The 18953-nt window shown below is 48.7% G+C and carries 13 protein-coding genes and 2 pseudogenes; 9 read left to right on the plus strand and 6 right to left on the minus strand.

From position 1 onward, the window contains the following. Positions 1–57: 57 nt before the first annotated feature. The 3 genes from C233_RS0113175 to C233_RS0113185 form a co-directional block, all read right to left on the minus strand. The gene (locus C233_RS0113175) at positions 58–1548 is read right to left on the minus strand and encodes a RagB/SusD family nutrient uptake outer membrane protein (RefSeq protein WP_025068826.1); all 1491 of its coding nucleotides are present in this window, start codon (positions 1546–1548) and stop codon (positions 58–60) included. 26 nt (positions 1549–1574) lie between these two features. Continuing rightward, a complete protein-coding gene (locus tag C233_RS0113180; RefSeq protein WP_018668041.1) occupies positions 1575–4703 on the minus strand; it encodes a SusC/RagA family TonB-linked outer membrane protein in 3129 nt (1042 codons plus the stop codon). A 214-nt stretch (positions 4704–4917) separates the two neighbouring features. Continuing rightward, positions 4918–5319: a response regulator gene (locus tag C233_RS0113185; RefSeq protein ID WP_018668042.1), complete on the minus strand. Its 402-nt coding sequence runs from the start codon at positions 5317–5319 to the stop codon at positions 4918–4920. Between the two features lie 161 nt (positions 5320–5480). Between C233_RS0113185 and C233_RS0113190 the strand changes: the two genes are divergently transcribed. The 6 genes from C233_RS0113190 (at position 5481) to C233_RS0113215 (ending at position 14931) form a co-directional block, all read left to right on the plus strand. Continuing rightward, entirely contained in the window at positions 5481–7115 is a 1635-nt protein-coding gene (locus C233_RS0113190) for an ABC-F family ATP-binding cassette domain-containing protein (RefSeq protein WP_018668043.1), read from the plus strand. Positions 7116–7192: 77 nt separating this feature from the next. Then, positions 7193–8572, plus strand: a complete 1380-nt coding sequence (locus C233_RS0113195) for an FAD-dependent oxidoreductase (RefSeq protein ID WP_018668044.1) — start codon at positions 7193–7195, stop codon at positions 8570–8572. 61 nt (positions 8573–8633) lie between these two features. Further along, positions 8634–9041, plus strand: coding sequence for a DUF6769 family protein (locus tag C233_RS0113200; RefSeq protein WP_018668045.1), 408 nt, complete (start codon positions 8634–8636; stop codon positions 9039–9041). A gap of 114 nt (positions 9042–9155) precedes the next feature. Continuing rightward, a complete protein-coding gene (locus C233_RS0113205) occupies positions 9156–10382 on the plus strand; it encodes an efflux RND transporter periplasmic adaptor subunit (protein ID WP_018668046.1) in 1227 nt (408 codons plus the stop codon). Positions 10383–10521: 139 nt separating this feature from the next. Continuing rightward, a complete protein-coding gene (locus tag C233_RS0113210; protein ID WP_018668047.1) occupies positions 10522–13653 on the plus strand; it encodes an efflux RND transporter permease subunit in 3132 nt (1043 codons plus the stop codon). A gap of 42 nt (positions 13654–13695) precedes the next feature. Then, positions 13696–14931, plus strand: coding sequence for a TolC family protein (locus C233_RS0113215; RefSeq protein ID WP_025068825.1), 1236 nt, complete (start codon positions 13696–13698; stop codon positions 14929–14931). A 5-nt stretch (positions 14932–14936) separates the two neighbouring features. Here C233_RS0113215 and C233_RS0113220 read toward each other — a convergent pair whose 3' ends face one another. Together C233_RS0113220 and C233_RS24855 are read right to left on the minus strand one after the other, a co-directional pair. Beyond that, positions 14937–16421, minus strand: coding sequence for a methyltransferase RsmF C-terminal domain-like protein (locus C233_RS0113220; protein ID WP_018668049.1), 1485 nt, complete (start codon positions 16419–16421; stop codon positions 14937–14939). 53 nt (positions 16422–16474) lie between these two features. Continuing rightward, a pseudogene (locus tag C233_RS24855) lies at positions 16475–16822 on the minus strand (hypothetical protein). Between the two features lie 272 nt (positions 16823–17094). On the opposite strand from C233_RS24855, the gene C233_RS0113230 reads away from it, so the two are divergent. Genes C233_RS0113230 through C233_RS0113240 form a run of 3 tightly spaced genes read left to right on the plus strand, consistent with a single transcriptional unit; the run spans position 17095 to position 18633 of the window. Further along, entirely contained in the window at positions 17095–17778 is a 684-nt protein-coding gene (locus C233_RS0113230) for a DUF6249 domain-containing protein (RefSeq protein WP_018668051.1), read from the plus strand. Then, entirely contained in the window at positions 17775–18320 is a 546-nt protein-coding gene (locus tag C233_RS0113235) for an RNA polymerase sigma factor (protein ID WP_018668052.1), read from the plus strand. The genes C233_RS0113230 and C233_RS0113235 overlap by 4 nt, the downstream gene beginning before the upstream one ends. Beyond that, on the plus strand, positions 18307–18633 hold the full coding sequence (locus tag C233_RS0113240) for a DUF5056 domain-containing protein (protein WP_018668053.1): 327 nt from the start codon (positions 18307–18309) through the stop codon (positions 18631–18633). The genes C233_RS0113235 and C233_RS0113240 overlap by 14 nt, the downstream gene beginning before the upstream one ends. 116 nt (positions 18634–18749) lie before the next feature. Here C233_RS0113240 and C233_RS23680 read toward each other — a convergent pair. Then, a pseudogene (locus C233_RS23680) lies at positions 18750–18953 on the minus strand (IS5/IS1182 family transposase); the annotation flags it as partial.

The following is an 18953-nucleotide window of genomic DNA, read 5'->3' on the forward strand; positions in this document are numbered from 1 at the left end:
TTCTCCAAATAACCGGGGCTGTCACGAAAATCGGACAGCCCCGCCATATATCCCAATTTATAGATTAGGATTTGCATTCGTTTCCTTTTCGGGGATAGCGTATAAATAATACACGCTGTTGGGTACGAACTTCGTTCCGTCGGGGAACGAAGTAAACCAGTGGCCTTCGGGATTATACTCCTTATAAGTACCGTCCTGCTGCCAGCAATCATATTTCTGCTCCGCCTCTTCCTTTGTCAACGGTACACGCTCCACGGAACGTTGGGTACGCAAGATATCGGTAATGCCGAATCCTTCTCCCCACAACTCGCGGCGGCGTTCCAGCAGAATATCATCTATAAGCCGGTCTTGTGTCTTGCCTGTCAGGTCGTAGTCGGCAAGCCCGCGGGCATTGCGCAATGTGTTCAGAGGTTTCACCGCTTCTCCCGGCCGGCCGTCACGCGCCAATGCTTCCGCCGCTATCAAATACATCTCGGCAGAACGCATCACAACGATGTCTCCGGTCTGGTCGGCACGGATGCGGAACTTGCGATAACCCAAATATCCCTCACGCATCCACTGGAACAGTTCCAAGCGGATATCGCCTGTCTCGAAGGTATCTTTAAAATGCGGGTCTGCCATAAAGCTGTTATAAGCATCGGGGGTCACTACATCGATATAATAGAAATTGTAGCTGGCATCGGACTGGCTTACGGACTGGGGATGTCCCCACATCCATTCGGTATTAGACACATCGTTAAAGCCCATGTAAGTCTTGGCATCCGTCATCAAGGTATATCCCTTTGCCGCTTCGAGCGCAGCCTCGGCAGCTTTGCTCCACTGCCCGGTAAGTAAATACGCACGTGCCAACAACCCGTCGACGACACTCGAATCGGGCTTGAACTTAGCCTTGTCATCCGGGCGGACATAACCCGCGAGCAGCTCCTTAGCCTTATTCAAGTCTTTAAATATCTGTGTGTACAGTTCGTCCAAAGTAGCCTTGCTTCCGGGTTTCGTTGTAGAAGAGGCGGGTTCCGTATAGAGCGGGACAGCCGTTGCAGCAGGGTCTTTTAAATAAGTGAACTGATAATGCTGTACCAGATGAAGATAACAGAAAGCCCGCAGAGCATAAGCCTGCCCCTGGGAATAACGGAAATCGGCTGTATCATCATCGCCGGTAGCAGTAATGGAAATGGCTGTGTTACAGTTATCAATGGTCTTATACATCAGATACCAGGCAAATGCTGTACGGTTATTGGCGGGCATCACCACATCATTGAACTGATAAGAAGAATTGAAACCGTACATAGGGCGCGACACGACATCGTTCGCCATCATATCGTCCTGCAACATCAGGGCGCGATAGCCGATATTGGCATACGTGCTGCTGTACTCGAACAGATTATACCATGCACCATTGAATATACGCCCTGCATTGGAAGGTACGGGAACGATACCCGAATCTACGGAATCCGTAGGTTTATGGTCGAGGAAGTCTCCACTGCATGAAGCCATGAACAATAATAATCCGGCAGTGAAGAACGCTATATTTTTAATTGAAGTATTCATATGGATAGCAATTGATAATTGACGATTTAAAATGAAACATTAATTCCGCCGGAAATGGAGCGCATGGCAGGATAGCGATAGTAAGTCAATCCTGTAATCCCCTGCTCCGGGTCCATTCCCTGGTTTTTCGAGAAGGTCAGCAGGTTATCCGCCTGTACAAAGAGTTGCAGGCTATTCAGGCTGATTTTCTTTATCAACGGTTGCGGGAAGTTATAGGCCAGTGTGATATTCTTCATCCGGAGGTAAGAGTTGTTGAACAAGTTACGGGTGGAATTGGAGTTCCAGCTATTGGACACCGTTTTCAAGGCAGGCACGTCTGTATCACGATTCTCCGGCGTCCACCGCTTCAACATCTCGGTAGACCAGGCACGTCCGGGATTGCTGCCATTGCTCCATAACATCGTTATATCGCGGTCTACGATATAACCGCCGATACTGTATGCGAAGATTGCCGACAACTCGAAACCTTTGTAGGAAAACGCGGTGTTGAATCCGCCGTAGACTTTAGGCAGGGAGGATTTATTTACGTAATAATAATCCGCCTGGGCATAATCATTGGTAACGGTACGCCCGGTGATATTACCTTGCGCATCCCTTACATTCTTATACCACAGCGGGTCGCCGTTATCAGGGTTTACTCCAGCCCACTCACGCAGGTAGAAATCATATACCGACCGCCCCACTTTCAGGCGGGTAACTCCTGTTACGGGCATATCGTCCAACGGAAGGTCGGTCACGACATTTTTATAGTGCGTAAGGTTGACCCCCATACGCCACACAAAATCGCGGGTATGGATAAGCGTGCCTTTAAGGTCTATCTCAAAACCCGTATTTTTCAACGCGCCTATGTTTTCGTCCACTGAAGCATACCCCAGGGAAGTTGCCAAAGGACGGGAATACAGCAGGTCTTTGGAGCGGCGCTGGAAGAAGTCGAACGAACCGGAGAAACGGTTGTCGAACAATGAGAAGTCAATGCCGACATTGAGGTTAAGGTTAGTTTCCCATTTTAAGTCGGGCGTTGCAAGACGGTCGGATACCAGGGCATTCTCGCCTGCCTGCGAAACAATAGAATACAGTCCGCTGCTGGCATAGTAAGTACCCAGGTTATCATTGCCCTGCGCTCCATAACTGGCTTTCAAAGTCAAGGCGGAAAGCCAATCAGCAGTACCCTGCATAAACTCCTCGCGGTCTATGCGCCACGAGGCTCCCAGCGACCAGAAATTGCCCCAACGCGTACCCGATGCGAAACGTGAGGAACCGTCGCGGCGATAGGAAGCGGAGAAGAAGTACCTGTTCCGGTAGTCGTACTGGGCATTGATAAAATATCCCAGCAATGAATAATCGATACGATAGCCCGTACCCGCAGTAACGAGCGAACCGACAGCCAGTTCGGGCATATCGGGAACCGCCATATTGCTACGGGATGCCTGCAATACATCATAACGGTAAGAGTAAGCCTCTTGTCCGGCAAGAATATTGAAATGGTGCTCGCCCATAGTCTTATCGTAAGTTACGATATTATTCCACGTCCAGGAGAAAGTACGGGTATAATCGCGGCTCGCCCCGCCGCCCGTATTGACGGCAGGCCCTATCTTGGGGTTGGTATAATCCAATGTATTGTAATCTATCAGGTCGAAGTTGAAACTGGTCTTGAACTTGAGCCCTTCCATTAAAGTGGCCTCGAGAAAGGTACGCCCCGAAAATTCATCCCGCATACGTTCGGATTTATCATTGGGCAAGGTTGCAGGTAAGTTCCAGTTAGCCATAGAGCCCGACGGACGGTACGAACCGAAATCGTAAATCCGCCGACCTTCCGAATCGAGCTTGTATGTACCGTCGGCGTTCATCTCATATATAGGATAAAAATCAGCCATTAAACGTCCGGCATTAATCACGTTACTTGTCTTGGTATCGGACGAAACGGGATAGTTCTGTATAGAGTGGGCGTAGCTCATATTCACACCGCCACGCAACCAGCGGTTTATCTCGCTCGAGATATTAGACCGCAGGTTGAAACGTTGATAGCCGGATTCGAGGGCGATACCCTTGTCATTCAGATAACCTGCCGAGAAATAGTATTGGTTTGTCTTCCCTCCGCCGGAAACATTCAGCCCGATTTCCGTACGAAGCGCCTGCTGCTCCATTTCCTTCTGCCAATCTACATTCCAAAGCGGAGTGGCTCCGGCAACCAGCTTACCGTCCGTACCTACCGGTTGCGGATAATCGGGACCATAAGGATTAGGCCCGCCGCCCATTAACTTACCGACCAAATCCTTCGAAGCTTGTGCGGCGGCGGTCTGCGGGGTATATTTATCCGTATTCAAAGCATACTGATTGCGCAATGCTTCCCAATAAAGCTCGAAATACTGGTCTGTACCGATACGGTCGTAATCACGGACAGCCCGGTTGGAACCGCCGAAGCTGGCATTGATACTGACCGTTGTCCTCGAATCCGTTTGCCCTTGCTTAGTGGTTATGATAATTACGCCGTTGGCTCCGCGAGAGCCGTAAAGAGCAGCCGAAGCAGCATCTTTCAGGACTGTCAGCGAAGCGATATCTTCGGGATTGATAGAATTGATACTGCCGTCGAAAGGCACACCGTCCACCACATAAAGCGGGGCGCTCGACGCATTGATAGACCCGATGCCACGGATACGTATCTCGGCATCCGTTCCCGGCTGCCCGCTGGGAGCGCTTGCCTGAAGCCCGGACACCGTACCTTCAAGCGCCCGCGACACATTGGATACTTGCATCTTTGCAATTTCACTCCCTTTCACGGTAGAAGCCGCTCCGGTAAAACTATACTTCTTTGCAGTAGCGTAAGCCACTACCATTACTTCGTCCAGTTGCTCGCTATCCGGAACCAGCTCGGCATGGACGACCGGGCGTCCGTCCACCTTCTGCTCGAGGGTTTTCAACCCGATAAAGCTAAAGACCAGCGTAGCATCTGCCGGTACGGTAAGTGTATATTTACCGTCGACGTCGGTCACTGTTCCGTTATGGGTTCCTTTTACCAATACCGATGCTCCCGGCAAAGGTTCTCCTTCCGAAGTTACGACCCCCGACACACGGATATCACCACTCGCAGCGGCATATAGCATTACCACGAAGAACAAAAACGATGAGGTTAAGAAAAAACGCAGTTTACTATTCATCCTGTTAAAATTTGGTTAGACTTCATTAACGGAAGAAAAGAAACTTTGTTCAGATATGCCTGTTCTTTTTTAAAAACCGTATCCACCTCCTATCGCCTATATTACAATAAAATACGGACGGTGCGGATAACCGGAGTATTTTCCTCCCGTTATCCGCACCGCAGACATGTTTACCCGATTAATACGAAACCTTACGCATTCATCACCGGCATTCTCACCACTTCAACTCGGGCAGATAAGTACTCAGGCAATTGCGCAATGCACTCAGCGTAATCGGTTTTACCAGTACTTCCGAGGCTCCGCTCTTTATGGCATTTTCGCGGTCGGTAGAGAACGCATAGGCCGTCTGCATGATAATAGGCAGCGTACCACCCTCCTCACGAATCAGCCGGGTGGCCTCCAACCCATTCATGACAGGCATTTTTATATCCATTAGTATCGCATCCGTCTTATCGCGGTTCTCACGGAACAAGGCAACAATCTCCTCACCGTTCCTCGCCCACATAATCTCACACTTCTTTCCGATAATAGCCTTTATCAACTTGAAGTTGCTATCATCATCTTCCGCAACCAAAATAAGCGGACGGTAATCTATTGACTGGTTTCCGATTTCCATAGCTCATACTATTTTGTCCGAGGCAAAGATATAAAAAATAATATAAATCCGTTATCTTTAAATCATATAAGCGACGTATCCGATATATTTTTCATGCCGGCATGAAAGTTCTACTCTCAAATTACATTATCTTTGCCCGCTCATATTAAAAAAATAATATAATGATTTCTATCGACGGACTCGCCGTGGAATTTGGCGGCACAACCTTATTTAGCGATATATCTTTCGTTATCAACGAAAAAGACCGTATTGCCCTAATGGGAAAAAACGGAGCAGGTAAAAGTACTTTATTGAAAATACTTGCCGGGGTGCGACAGCCCACCCGCGGCAAGATTTCCGCCCCCAAAGACTGTGTCATAGCCTACCTTCCCCAACACCTGATGACAGAAGACGGACGTACCGTCTTTCAGGAAACAGCACAGGCATTTGCGCACCTGCACGAAATGGAGGCAGAAATAGACCGTATCAACAAGGAGCTGGAAACCCGTACCGATTATGAAAGCGACAGTTATATGCAACTTATCGAACAGGTATCCGCATTAAGTGAAAAGTTCTATGCTATCGATGCTACCAATTACGAAGAAGATGTCGAAAAGGCATTACTCGGCCTGGGATTTGCACGGGAAGATTTCAACCGCCAGACAAGCGATTTCAGCGGCGGCTGGCGTATGCGTATCGAACTTGCCAAACTGTTGCTGCAGAAACCGGACGTACTTTTACTGGACGAACCGACCAACCACCTCGATATCGAATCCATTCAATGGCTGGAGGATTTCCTCATCAATAACGGAAAAGCGGTTATCGTCATCAGCCACGACCGCAAATTCGTGGATAACATCACTACCCGCACCATTGAAGTGACAATGGGACGTATCTACGATTACAAAGTAAACTACTCCAAATACCTGGAACTCCGCAAGGAGCGTCGCGAACAGCAGCAAAAAGCATACGACGAACAGCAAAAATTCATTGCCGAAACCAAAGAATTCATCGAACGCTTCAAAGGTACATATTCCAAAACACTGCAAGTACAAAGCCGCGTCAAGATGTTGGAAAAGCTGGTGCTGCTGGAAGTAGACGAGGAAGATACCTCGGCTTTGCGATTGAAATTTCCGCCCTCGCCACGTTCCGGCAACTACCCCGTTATCATGGAAAATGTGGGAAAAGCATATGGCGAACATGTAGTTTTCCAAAATGCCAACCTAACTATAGAGAGAGGCGATAAAGTAGCGTTTGTCGGTAAAAACGGCGAAGGTAAATCCACACTGGTAAAGTGCATCATGGGAGAGATAGAGCACGAAGGCACTCTTGCTATCGGCCATAATGTACAGATAGGTTATTTCGCCCAAAACCAGGCATCATTGCTGGATGAAAACCTGACAGTATTCCAGACCATAGACGATGTAGCCAAAGGAGAAATACGCAATAAGATACGCGACCTGCTGGGAGCTTTCATGTTCGGAGGCCCGGAAGAGTCTATGAAAAAGGTCAAAGTTCTGTCCGGTGGCGAGCGTACCCGGCTGGCTATGATTAAACTGCTGCTGGAACCTGTAAATCTGCTGATTCTGGACGAGCCCACCAATCACCTGGATATGAAAACCAAAGATATTTTAAAGCAGGCGCTTATGGATTTCGACGGGACTCTGATAGTCGTAAGCCACGACCGCGATTTTCTGGACGGCCTGGTCAGCAAAGTTTATGAGTTCGGTAACAAGCGGGTAACCGAACACCTGAGCGGTATCTATGAATTCCTTGAAAAGAAGAAAATGGATTCGCTTCGCGAGCTGGAACGGTAAACTTTCATTAACAAATTTTCCGCAACAAATCATAGTTCCTATTGTTTCATTGCCATAACCCCTTAACTACAAATTGAATGAAACAATATGACGCTATCATTATAGGGTTCGGCAAAGGTGGAAAACTGCTGGCAGCCGAACTCGCCAACCGCAGTTGGAAGGTGGCAATCATCGAACGTTCCCCGCAGATGTATGGCGGGACATGTGTCAATACGGGATGCATTCCCACCAAAATGCTGATTCACGAATCGGAACAAGCCGAACTGCTCTACTGGGAAGATTACGGCAACCAGGCCAAATACTATGCACTTGCCGTCGAGCGGAAAAACAGGCTCGTATCGTTCCTCCGGGACAAGAATTACGAATGTATAAAAGCCATTCCCAACATTACGTTATACGACGGTACAGCATCTTTCGTATCCGAAGATACCGTAAGGGTCGTTTCCCATGACGGTAAAGACATTTTGCTTAAAGGGAAAGAAATCTTCATCAATACGGGCTCTACCCCTATCCTGCCGGATGTAGAAGGTATAAACAAAAACAAGCATGTATTCACCAGCGAAACCTTGCTCCGACAAACCGACCTCCCCCGCCACCTGCTCATTCTCGGCGCCGGAGCTATCGGAATGGAGTTTGCCACCATGTACGCAGGTTTCGGAAGCAAAGTCACTTTATTAGAAACCGGCAACCGCTTTATGCCCAAATCAGACCGGGACATTGCAGAATCCATGCAGGAATCCCTAAAAAGAAAAGGCATCGAAATACGCCTGAACGCTTATGCCCTATCCATATACGACACAGCCAACAGCGTAACACTGACCTATACGGACAATTCCGACGGCACTCCCTACTTCCTGGAAGGAGATGCCCTGCTGCTTGCCACCGGACGCAGACCGATGACCGACGGCCTCAACCTCCATGCAGCCGGCGTACAGACCGATGCACAAGGAGCTATCGTCGTCAATAAGTACCTTCAGACTACCTCTCCGCATATATGGGCGATAGGAGATGTCAGGGGCGGTGCTTTATACGACTATTTATCGATAGACGACTTCCGCATTATCACTAATCAACTGTTCGGCAACAAGCAACGGCATACCGATGACAGGAACCCGGTTCCCTACGTCATTTTTACAGACCCGCCATTGGCACATATCGGCATGACCGAAGAAGAAGCCGTAAAACGAGGTTACTCTATCCAGGTTTCCCGACTACCGGCCGCAGCCGTATCCCGTGCCCGTACTTTACAGCACATAGACGGCATGCTGAAAGCTATTGTCAATGCACATACGGGGCGTATAATAGGCTGCACCCTCTTCTGCGCCGATGCACCCGAAGTCGTCAACCTGGTATCGCTGGCTATGAAAACCGGTCAGCATTACAGTATCCTGCGGGATTTTATATTCACACATCCCAGTATGAGCGAAGGATTAAACGATTTATTCAAGGCTTTTTAGCATCTCCGGTTTGGCAGTTAAACGATTAACCTCTATCTTTGCAACCAACCAGAAAAGAGGGATGAAAACAAAAAGGTACATTGCATACTTCCTGTTCTTTATCAGCATGATTATGCTGATAGTACCCGTTATTCCTCATCACCACCACGAAAACGGCATAATCTGTATGAAAAACGACTTGCCGTCCGAAGGATGTTGTCATCATCAGGGGCCTTGCAACGAACATTGCTGCTGCGATACCGGTTGTATGACCACCCATTTCTACCAGCAGACGCCCAACTCGGACAATAGCGACATACAGCCTTGCTTCGTATGGGTAACGACTTTATTCTCCGAACCCCTTCTCAGGCTCCTGGCTTTACCCGAAGAAACAGGTATAAGACAAGAGTTCGTCTACCAGGAATCTCTTCACGGCACGTTTATCACACGTGCCACGGGACTGCGCGCCCCTCCTTCGGTTCTTGCTTAACCTAACCGCAGCCGGAAACCACCAATCTGCCGGCACAGGAATGTATGCAACCCGGTTGCACATTCCATTCCCTAATTTTGCAATCCGAAATAAGTAAGAACAAAAACATTTATCATGAAGAAATTCATATTCCTGGGAGTCATAGGACTATCCCTGTTAGGCTCCTGCAACAGCAAGTCCGGTGAAGGACATAACCATGAAACAGAAGAACATGTACATGCAGAGCATGACCACGAAGGGCATGACCATGCAAGCGAAGCGCCCGGCCATAAGCATGACGATGCCCACAATCACGATGCGGAAGCCGTTACCGCACATAGCGACGAAATCATACTGCCGCCGGCAAAGGCACAAGCTGCCGGAGTGAAAGTAAGCATCATCGAACCGGGCACATTCAATCAGGTTATTAAAACCAGCGGCCAGGTTATGGCTGCGCAAGGCGACGAAAGCGTTGCCGTAGCTACCGTAGCAGGCGTCGTCTCTTTCCACGGAAAAGTGATAGAAGGTATGAGTGTAGGCAAAGGCACACCGCTCGTAGTACTTTCATCCAAAAACATGGCAGACGGCGACCCCGTACAGAGAGCACGCATCGCCTACGAAACGGCTAAGAAAGAATACGAACGGATGAAAGAACTTCTCCCCAATAAGATTGTTTCGGAAAAAGACTTTGCCCAAGCCCGGCAAGCATATGAAGATACCCGTATCAGCTATGAGGCCGTTGCCAAGAACCATTCGGCACAGGGGCAAATCATACCTTCCCCTATCAATGGATACGTAAAAAACCTATTGGTAAAGGAAGGTGATTATGTGACCGTAGGCCAACCATTGGTGAGCGTAACGCAGAACCGCAAATTATTCCTGCGTGCCGATGTTTCAGAAAAATACTACCCATACCTCCATACAATCGGCTCCGCCAACTTCTGCACCCCCTACAATAATAAGGTATACGCATTGAAGGAGTTGAACGGACGCCTGCTCTCCTACGGAAAGGCATCGGGCGGAAACGGCTATTATGTCCCCGTTACTTTCGAATTCGACAATAAAGGAGATGTTATCCCAGGCTCTTTTGTCGAAATATACCTGCTCTCCTCTCCCATGGAAAATGTTATCTCACTCCCCCGTACGGCACTGACCGAAGAACAAGGCAGTTTCTTCGTATACCTGCAAATGGACGAGGAAGGATACAAAAAACAACTTGTCGCCCTCGGAGCCGATAACGGCGAGAAAGTACAAATCCTTTCCGGTGTCGAGGCCGGTGACAAAGTCGTAACACAAGGCGCTTACCAAGTAAAACTTGCAGGCGCTTCCAATGCAATCCCGGCACACAGCCACGAACACTAAGTCTATTCGCTGACCGTTTACGGTTTACTATTTAGCTGCGCAATGCAAGCTAATGGACGAAATCGCAGACAAGTCAAGCAGTAAACAGGCAGAGTATCGAATAACAAATCACAAGTAGTCAAATAGTAAATATATCATCGTGTTAAACAAGATTATACATTTCTCTCTTCAGAACCGCATACTGGTGCTGGTGGCATCGGTACTGCTGTTGATTGGCGGCACATACACCGCAATGCATACGGAAGTGGATGTATTTCCCGACCTGAATGCGCCTACCGTAGTTATCATGACCGAGGCCAACGGTATGGCAGCCGAAGAGGTGGAACAACTGGTTACCTTTCCCGTAGAGACTGCCGTAAACGGTGCGACCGGAGTCCGCCGCGTACGTTCCTCCTCCACAAACGGATTTTCCGTCGTATGGGTTGAGTTCGACTGGGAAACGGACGTCTACCTGGCACGTCAAATCGTCAGCGAGAAACTGGCGGTTGTGAGCGAATCCCTTCCCTCCAACGTAGGTAAGCCGACACTCGGCCCACAATCATCCATTCTGGGTGAGATGCTGATTGTAGGACTTACCGCAGACTCGACGTCCATGCTCGACCTGCGTACCATAGCCGACTGGACTATCCGCCCGCGCCTGCTTTCTACCGGCGGTGTGGCACAAGTTGCCGTATTGGGCGGCGATATCAAAGAATACCAGATACAGCTCGACCCGGAACGGATGCGCCATTACGGTGTATCCCTTACCGAAGTAATGAATGTTACGCGCGAAATGAATCTGAACGCCAACGGCGGAGTACTCTATGAATACGGAAACGAATACATCGTACGCGGCGTACTATCCACCGACCGGGTGGAGCAACTGGCAAAGGCCGTAGTCAAACCGCAAGACGGCAGCTCCCAGCTTTCCAGTTCCCAAGCCTCGTCTCCCAGCGCCCCCGTCTTGCTGGAAGATATCGCAGACGTACGTATCGGGGCTAAACTCCCGAAACTGGGCACAGCTTCCGAACGCGGCAAACCGGCTGTATTGCTGACCGTAACCAAACAACCTGCCACAAGTACTCTCGAATTGACCGACAAGCTGGAAGCATCCTTAAAGGATTTACAGAAGAACCTGCCCCCCGATGTAAAAGTCAGTACGGATATCTTCAGGCAAAGCCGCTTCATAGAAAGCTCTATCGGCAATGTACAGAAATCGCTGTTCGAAGGGGGAATTTTCGTCGTTATCGTCCTGTTCCTGTTCCTTGCCAACGTACGTACTACAATCATCTCGCTGGTTACGCTTCCCTTGTCGCTGATAACCTCGCTGTTGGCATTGCACTATATGGGATTTACGATTAACACAATGAGCCTCGGCGGTATGGCTATCGCTATCGGTTCGTTGGTAGACGACGCCATTGTCGATGTGGAGAACGTGTACAAACGACTGCGGGAAAACCGGTTGAAACCGGAAGCAGAGCGCCTGTCGATACTGGAAGTCGTATTCAATGCTTCTAAAGAAGTGCGTATGCCTATCCTGAATTCTACACTTATCATCGTGGTAAGTTTCGTTCCGCTGTTCTTCCTGAGCGGTATGGAAGGCAGGATGCTGGTTCCTCTGGGTATTGCATTCATCGTGGCATTGGCAGCTTCCACAATCGTGGCGCTGACGGTGACACCCGTACTGTGCTCCTACCTGTTGGGCAGAGAAAAAATAAAAGACGGAAAACGCTCCACCGGCGATTCGCCGGTAGCACGTAAAATGAAAGAGTGGTACGGCACGGCGCTCACTTTCGTATTAGGACATAAAAAGTCCGTATTGGGCGGAACTATCGGTCTGTTTGCAGTAGCGCTCGCCTGCTTCTTTACACTGGGACGTTCTTTCCTGCCGCCCTTTAATGAAGGCTCGTTCACTATCAATATATCTTCCTTGCCGGGTATCTCATTGGAAGAAAGCGACAAAATGGGACACCGTGCCGAAGAGCTGTTACTTTCTATCCCCGAAATACAAACCGTAGCCCGTAAGACAGGACGCGCCGAGTTGGACGAACACGCCTTAGGCGTAAATGTCTCGGAAATCGAAGCTCCCTTCGAACTGAAAGACCGTTCGCGCAGCGAGCTGGTAGCCGATGTGCGCGAGAAGTTAGGAACGATTGTTGGCGCCAATGTGGAAATCGGGCAACCTATCAGCCACCGCATCGATGCCATGTTGTCCGGTACGAAAGCCAACATAGCCATTAAGCTGTTCGGCGACGACCTCAACCGTATGTTCTCTCTCGGCAATGAAATCAAAAACACCATTCAGGATATTCCCGGCATTGCCGATTTGAATGTGGAGCAGCAGATTGAACGCCCGCAGCTCATCATCTCGCCCAAACGGGAAGTACTCGCCAAATACGGCATTTCACTGCCGGAATTTTCAGAATTCGTCAACGTATGCCTTGCCGGTGAATCCGTATCTCAAGTGTACGAAAAAGGAAAAAGCTTCGACCTCACCGTACGCGTAAAGGACGACTTGCGGGACGAGACGGAGAAAATACGCAATTTGATGATTGATACGGGTGACGGACAAAAAGTACCGTTGAACTATGTTGCGGACATCCGCTCGGCAATGGGACCGAACACAATCAGCCGCGAGAATGTAAAACGGAAAATCGTAATCTCCGCCAACGTTGCCGACCGCGACCTGCGCAGCGTAGTAAACGACATACAAAAACGCGTAGACAAGCAAATCGAGCTGCCCGAAGGCTACCACATCGAATACGGCGGCCAGTTCGAAAGCGAGCAGGCGGCAAGCCGTACCCTGGCACTGACCTCATTCATGTCTATCGTAGTGATATTCCTGCTGCTGTACCATGAATTCCGCAGCGTAAAGGAAAGTGCAATTATCCTTATCAACCTGCCTTTGGCATTGATTGGCGGCGTATTCGCCCTGCTCATTACAACGGGAGAAGTCAGTATTCCCGCTATCATCGGTTTCATCTCGCTGTTCGGTATCGCCACCCGAAACGGTATGCTGCTTATCAGCCATTACAACCATTTGCAACAGGAAGAAGGCTATGGAGTGTACGACAGCGTGATACGCGGTTCGCTGGACCGTCTGAACCCTATCCTGATGACGGCATTGTCCAGTGCGCTCGCATTGATTCCGCTGGCACTCAGCGGCGACTTGCCCGGCAACGAGATACAAAGCCCCATGGCGAAAGTTATTTTGGGAGGACTGTTGACTTCCACTTTCCTGAATGGTTTCATCATTCCGATTGTTTATCTGATGATACACAGAAAGAAATGACAACCCAACGATTTACCGCAAACCCTTAAAAGCAAAAAAGAAATGAACAAACGAATATCGATACTCAGCGCCGTCGCCCTCCTCGCCTGCATGGGGGCGGGTGCACAAGATACAGGCATCGACTCCGTACTTCGCCAGATAGAAGCGAACAATAAGGAACTGCAAGCCAATGCCCAGCTTATCTCCTCACAGAAGTTAGAGAGCAAGGCAGAGAACAACCTGCCGGACCCCACTCTTTCGTATGCCCATCTCTGGGATTCCAGAAACAGTGATGAAACCGTAGGTGAAATGGTTGTTTCCCAAAGTTTCGATTTCCCTACCCTATACATAACAAGAGGGAAGATGAACCGCCTCAAAACCGGAGCGCTGGATGCACAGGCGGCAACCATGCGTCAACAAATACTGCTGCAAGCCAAAGAGATATGCCTGGACATCATTATGTTGCAGCAGCAGCAGGAATTGCTCGATGCCCGGTTGAAGAATGCCGAGGAGCTCTCTGCCATGTATGCCAAACGGCTGGAAACAGGCGATGCCAATGCATTGGAAACAAATAAAATAAACCTGGAACTACTGAATGTACGTACCGAATCGCGTATGAACCGTACAGCTTTGAGCAATAAGATAAAGGAGTTGACAGCACTCAACGGCAACCAGCCGCTTACCCCCGGACGTCCTTTTCCCGAAGGTCCGGCAACACCTACCGCCAAGACACTAGGTCTGACAGATTATCCCCCGGTTCCGCTACCCGCCGATTTCTATCAGGTATGCGACGAGTTACTGGCCGCCGACCCTTCCCTGCAATCATTCGACAACGAGAGTGCGGCAGCCCGCAAACTTATTTCGGCAAGCAAACAAGGCTGGCTGCCGAAACTGGAGTTAGGCTACCGCCGTAACACGGAATCGGGACATCCGCTGAACGGTGTTGTCGTAGGCTTCTCTTTCCCCCTGTTCGCCAATAAAGGAAAAGTAAAGATAGCCAAAGCACAGGCCATGAACATCGACTTCCAGAAAGACAATGCAAAAGTAAAAGCGAGTTCCGAGTTATGGCAGTCTTATGAAGAAGCCCGCAACCTGAATGCCTCCATGCAGGAATACAAGCAGGCCTTTCAAGACCAGCAAGATTTAACCTTGCTAAAACAAGCTCTTGTAGGCGGACAAATCAGTATGATAGAGTACTTCGTCGAGGTTTCGGTCGTTTACCAAAGCAAAACAAATCTCTTGCAACTGGAAAATCAATACCAGAAAGCAATGGCACGGATATACAAAAGCAAGCTCTAACGCAGTTAGAGGGCAGCGGTCAACGTTTTCACCGTTTCCGGCAGGTAACCGCTGCGGATGCGCCATTCCTGCGGGTAAAGGTTATTGGCACGGTTACCGATATTCTTAACAAAACCGAGAGGAATACTCTTATATGTAAGTAAAACCACTCCACGAGGGGCTGCATCCGAAAGGTTGACAGCCTCTTTGCGTAAATAAGCCACAGCCTGCTCATAGGCCACTTCTTCACGGGGAAAAACATCGGATGCCAGCACTTGGCTCACAGCCAGCGCATGAGAAGGAAGCCAATCCTTGCCTTTCTGTCCGGCAATCTCCAATCCTGCCTGTACAACGCGCAATACCGGCTGCAATACCGATAACTCTGTAAAGTAACACGCAGGGAAAACACTGACATTACCGTCTTTCAAAATAAACTCATACTTATCCGGGGCAAGCACCCATTCCTGCAATGCCGAAAGCTGTTCTTTGGAAAGCCCCGGAGTTTTCATTCCTTTTCCCTGGACTTTCCTACCCTTTTTCCTGGAATTTTCATTCCTCACCCCCGGCGTTTCAGCAGCTTTCCCCAGGGCAAACACTTGCTCACCCCCGGACTTACGGACACCCGTTCCCGGCTTCCGGAGAACAGCCAGAAAGAAGCCTTCACCCCTTGTCTTATAAGGCAAGAAACGATAGACCGGGAAACATTCCCCCTTCAATAAGTTACCCGTTATATTCCAATCTTCCGCAACATCGAGCGGAAGCACTTCCGCCCCGAATTCATCCCTAATCCAACGGATATTCTCTTCATTTTCTTTCGTATTATAGGTACAAGTGCTATATATCAGGATGCCGCCCGGTTTCAGACAAGGCCAGATATCCGAAATAATTCTTCGCTGCCGCTGCCAGCATATTTCCACATTCTCCAAGCTCCATTCGCTTACGGCAACAGGGTCTTTGCGGAACATACCCTCGCCGGAACAGGGCACATCGGCCAATATTATATCGAAAAAATCTTCCAGCGGTGTAAAGTCCGACGGAGCACTATTAGTAACCACCACACCGGGATGCCCCCATTTAGTCAGGTTTTCCGCAAGTATCTGGGCACGGTTGCGAATAACCTCGTTGGCTACCAGCAAACTGTTTTCAGGAAGCATGCTACGGACATGCGTCGACTTGCCGCCCGGAGCGGCGCAAAGGTCGAGCATCACAACCGGCTCCTCATCCATATACTGCCTCAACGCCTGTTCCACAAACATAGAAGACGCCTCCTGTACATAATAACAACCTGCATGGAACAAGGGGTCAAAAGTGAATGTCGGGCGTTCTTCAAGGTAAAAACCGGAAGTACACCAGGGAACCCTATCCTGCGGGGACTGGAAAGCAAAAGGTTTCGACAGATTCAGCCGGATACTGACAGGCTGTTCCGACTCTAAGGAAGTTACTAAGCCCGTATAGTCCTCATCTCCCAAAAGGGCACGGGTATAGTCTGCGAAAGAAACGGGTAATTCCATGTATCGTACTATTTTATGCCGGCAAAGGTAACATAAAAAGGCGAGACGAGGAACTACCCGCAACTGCTTAATAGCTTATTTTTACTCCGGCAAAGTAAGAACGGGGCACGCAGGCCGACGCTGCTGCGGGGTTTGGCACACTTGGTACATTCTACCGCCTGTATTCTCTGTGAGCACAACAAGAATAAAAAGACTGGTACGGCAGCCGGAAATTACGGAACCGAAGAAGTGATAAAGGAAGAAAGATAAAAAATAGTTTCCAACTGTACTTCCGTATGCTCATGTTCTTCCTTAAACGGATGAGAGTGTACAATAATCACCCCGTTCACCACATGCGAATGGGTAAACAGAGTAATTCCTCCCAAATAAATTATGAACAACAAAGGAAGAAAGAGTTTCATTATCTTCCGCAACTTCTCCCAAATAACTGCTTATTTCAAATGAAGTGAGAAGATAAGGGTTCTTGTTACGAGAAAGAAGAGCCTTTCCATATAATATTCCATAAAATGTCGGAATACCTACATATTGCTATATACGCCCCACCCAATATTACATTACCGTAAAATTTTTCGCGTAAACCGCAACTATTCTAAAAAAATATTGTCTCTTTGCAACTTTCTAAGGAATCAGATACGTCTAACACACAAAGAAACTAATAAAACAAAAAAACACCATGATTATGAAACGTATCATTTTTGCATTAATGACAGCCATGATGCTCTGCACATTGGTGCAGGGTAAGACCAGGACCATAATAGAAAACGACAGCCTGGGCAACAAGCAAAGAGTCATAGAGGTAAAAGACACCATGATTAACGGGAAAACCGTTACGGACACGCTGAGCGTCATGACATACGAAAGCAGTACCGACAGCAGCCCTGAAAGCGACAACGGTTACAAACACCGCAGCAGTGCCTACGATTTCGACTGGAATCTCGGACATGATGCCAAAGAAGCAGCCATTGCCATTACAGCTATCGTGTTCGTATTCGGCTTGCCGCTGGTTATCGTATTCATCGTTTTCTTCTTCCGCTATAAGAACCGGAAAGCCAAATACCGCTTGGTCGAACAGGCATTGGCGAGCGGCCAACCGCTGCCGGAGAACTTATTTACGGAAGCTGATTCGGCAGATATCCGCAGCAAAGGAATCAAAAACATATTTGTAGGTATCGGGCTTTTCATTTTCCTTTGGGCTATTACCGGGGAGTTCGGGCTCGGCAGTATCGGCCTGCTTGTTATGTTCACCGGATTCGGACAACTCGTTATCTTCTATACACAACAGAGCAAAAACTCAAAAAGCAATATCAAAACCGATACAGCCGAAACAAGCCTTTCGGAAAAGCACGAAGAAAAATGAGTCAACTCAATGACATATCGTTAGTCGCACAGGTCGTGGTGTTCCGCAACACCAGGGCCTTCGACCGGTTGGTGAGAAAGTACCAGTCGCCCGTGCGGCGCTTCTTCCTGCATCTGACCTGCGGCGACAGCGAACTGAGCGACGACCTGGCGCAAGACACATTCATTAAAGCATATACCAACCTGGCATCATTTAAAAACTTGTCAAGCTTTTCCACCTGGCTCTATCGTATTGCTTATAATGTTTTTTATGACTATCTTCGCACTTGCAAAGAGACAGACTGCCTGGAAACGCGCCAAGTAGACGCTCAATGCAGTACGCAGCAGAAAGACATAGGACAGCACATGGACATTTACCGTGCACTGGGCATGTTGAAAGAAATGGAACGAACCTGCATCACGCTCTTTTACATGGAAGACCAAAGTATCGAGAAGATTGCAGGTATTACCGGCTGCCCCGCAGGAACCGTAAAAAGTCACCTGTCGCGGGCAAAAGAAAAAATGGCTACCTACTTAAAACAAAATGGTTATGACAGAAAATGATGATAAACTCTTAGCCGGGTTCTTTGCCGAGAACCGGCACGAAATAGCGGATAACGGCTTCACGCGCCGTGTAATGCGCCATTTGCCCGACCATACCCGTCGGATTTCGCAACTATGGGTTACGTTTTGTTTCACCCTGGCATTAGTGCTGTTCTTTGTCCTCGACGGCGTGCAGCTGGTGTTGGATACGCTTCGCGAGCTACTTACCGCCGCAGCCCAAAGCGGAGTTACCGAACTCAACCCTAAATCCTTACTGATTGCCGGAGCAGTACTGTTATTCCTGCTCTATCGCAAAATATGCTCATTGGCTTAAATGCTTCGAAAATCGGAGACAGAAATTTCCACATAAAATGATACGTCAGGGGGTTGTGTCAAAACGTTGGCACAACCTTTTTTTATGATTTATAGTCCTACTATCTTTTCTTTTGCTTATGCTGCTTTTTTCTCATTCATTTGGTAAGAAGTTGCCATCTTCCACTTGTAGCGGTTTATAAACAGCCCAATAAGCATAGATTTAGCAAATGTAATAAGTCCCTTTCCTGCTTTTCGCATTTTTGCACACATCTTTTTGATATTAAAAGCTATGGCAAAGAAGGCAAAGTCCATTGTCACCTTGTCTTCTCCCACATGCCG

It is taken from the genome of Bacteroides gallinarum DSM 18171 = JCM 13658 (assembly GCF_000374365.1).
GTDB lineage: Bacteria > Bacteroidota > Bacteroidia > Bacteroidales > Bacteroidaceae > Bacteroides > Bacteroides gallinarum.

Excerpts from the sequence above, each read along its gene's own strand:
- C233_RS0113175 (WP_025068826.1), bottom strand. The coding sequence starts at position 1,548 with ATGAATACTTCAATTAAAAATATAGCGTTCTTCACTGCCGGATTATTA.
- C233_RS0113180 (WP_018668041.1), bottom strand. The coding sequence starts at position 4,703 with ATGAATAGTAAACTGCGTTTTTTCTTAACCTCATCGTTTTTGTTCTTC.
- C233_RS0113185 (WP_018668042.1), bottom strand. The coding sequence starts at position 5,319 with ATGGAAATCGGAAACCAGTCAATAGATTACCGTCCGCTTATTTTGGTT.
- C233_RS0113190 (WP_018668043.1), top strand. The coding sequence starts at position 5,481 with ATGATTTCTATCGACGGACTCGCCGTGGAATTTGGCGGCACAACCTTA.
- C233_RS0113195 (WP_018668044.1), top strand. The coding sequence starts at position 7,193 with ATGAAACAATATGACGCTATCATTATAGGGTTCGGCAAAGGTGGAAAA.
- C233_RS0113200 (WP_018668045.1), top strand. The coding sequence starts at position 8,634 with ATGAAAACAAAAAGGTACATTGCATACTTCCTGTTCTTTATCAGCATG.
- C233_RS0113205 (WP_018668046.1), top strand. The coding sequence starts at position 9,156 with ATGAAGAAATTCATATTCCTGGGAGTCATAGGACTATCCCTGTTAGGC.
- C233_RS0113215 (WP_025068825.1), top strand. The coding sequence starts at position 13,696 with ATGAACAAACGAATATCGATACTCAGCGCCGTCGCCCTCCTCGCCTGC.
- C233_RS0113220 (WP_018668049.1), bottom strand. The coding sequence starts at position 16,421 with ATGGAATTACCCGTTTCTTTCGCAGACTATACCCGTGCCCTTTTGGGA.
- C233_RS0113230 (WP_018668051.1), top strand. The coding sequence starts at position 17,095 with ATGATTATGAAACGTATCATTTTTGCATTAATGACAGCCATGATGCTC.
- C233_RS0113235 (WP_018668052.1), top strand. The coding sequence starts at position 17,775 with ATGAGTCAACTCAATGACATATCGTTAGTCGCACAGGTCGTGGTGTTC.
- C233_RS0113240 (WP_018668053.1), top strand. The coding sequence starts at position 18,307 with ATGACAGAAAATGATGATAAACTCTTAGCCGGGTTCTTTGCCGAGAAC.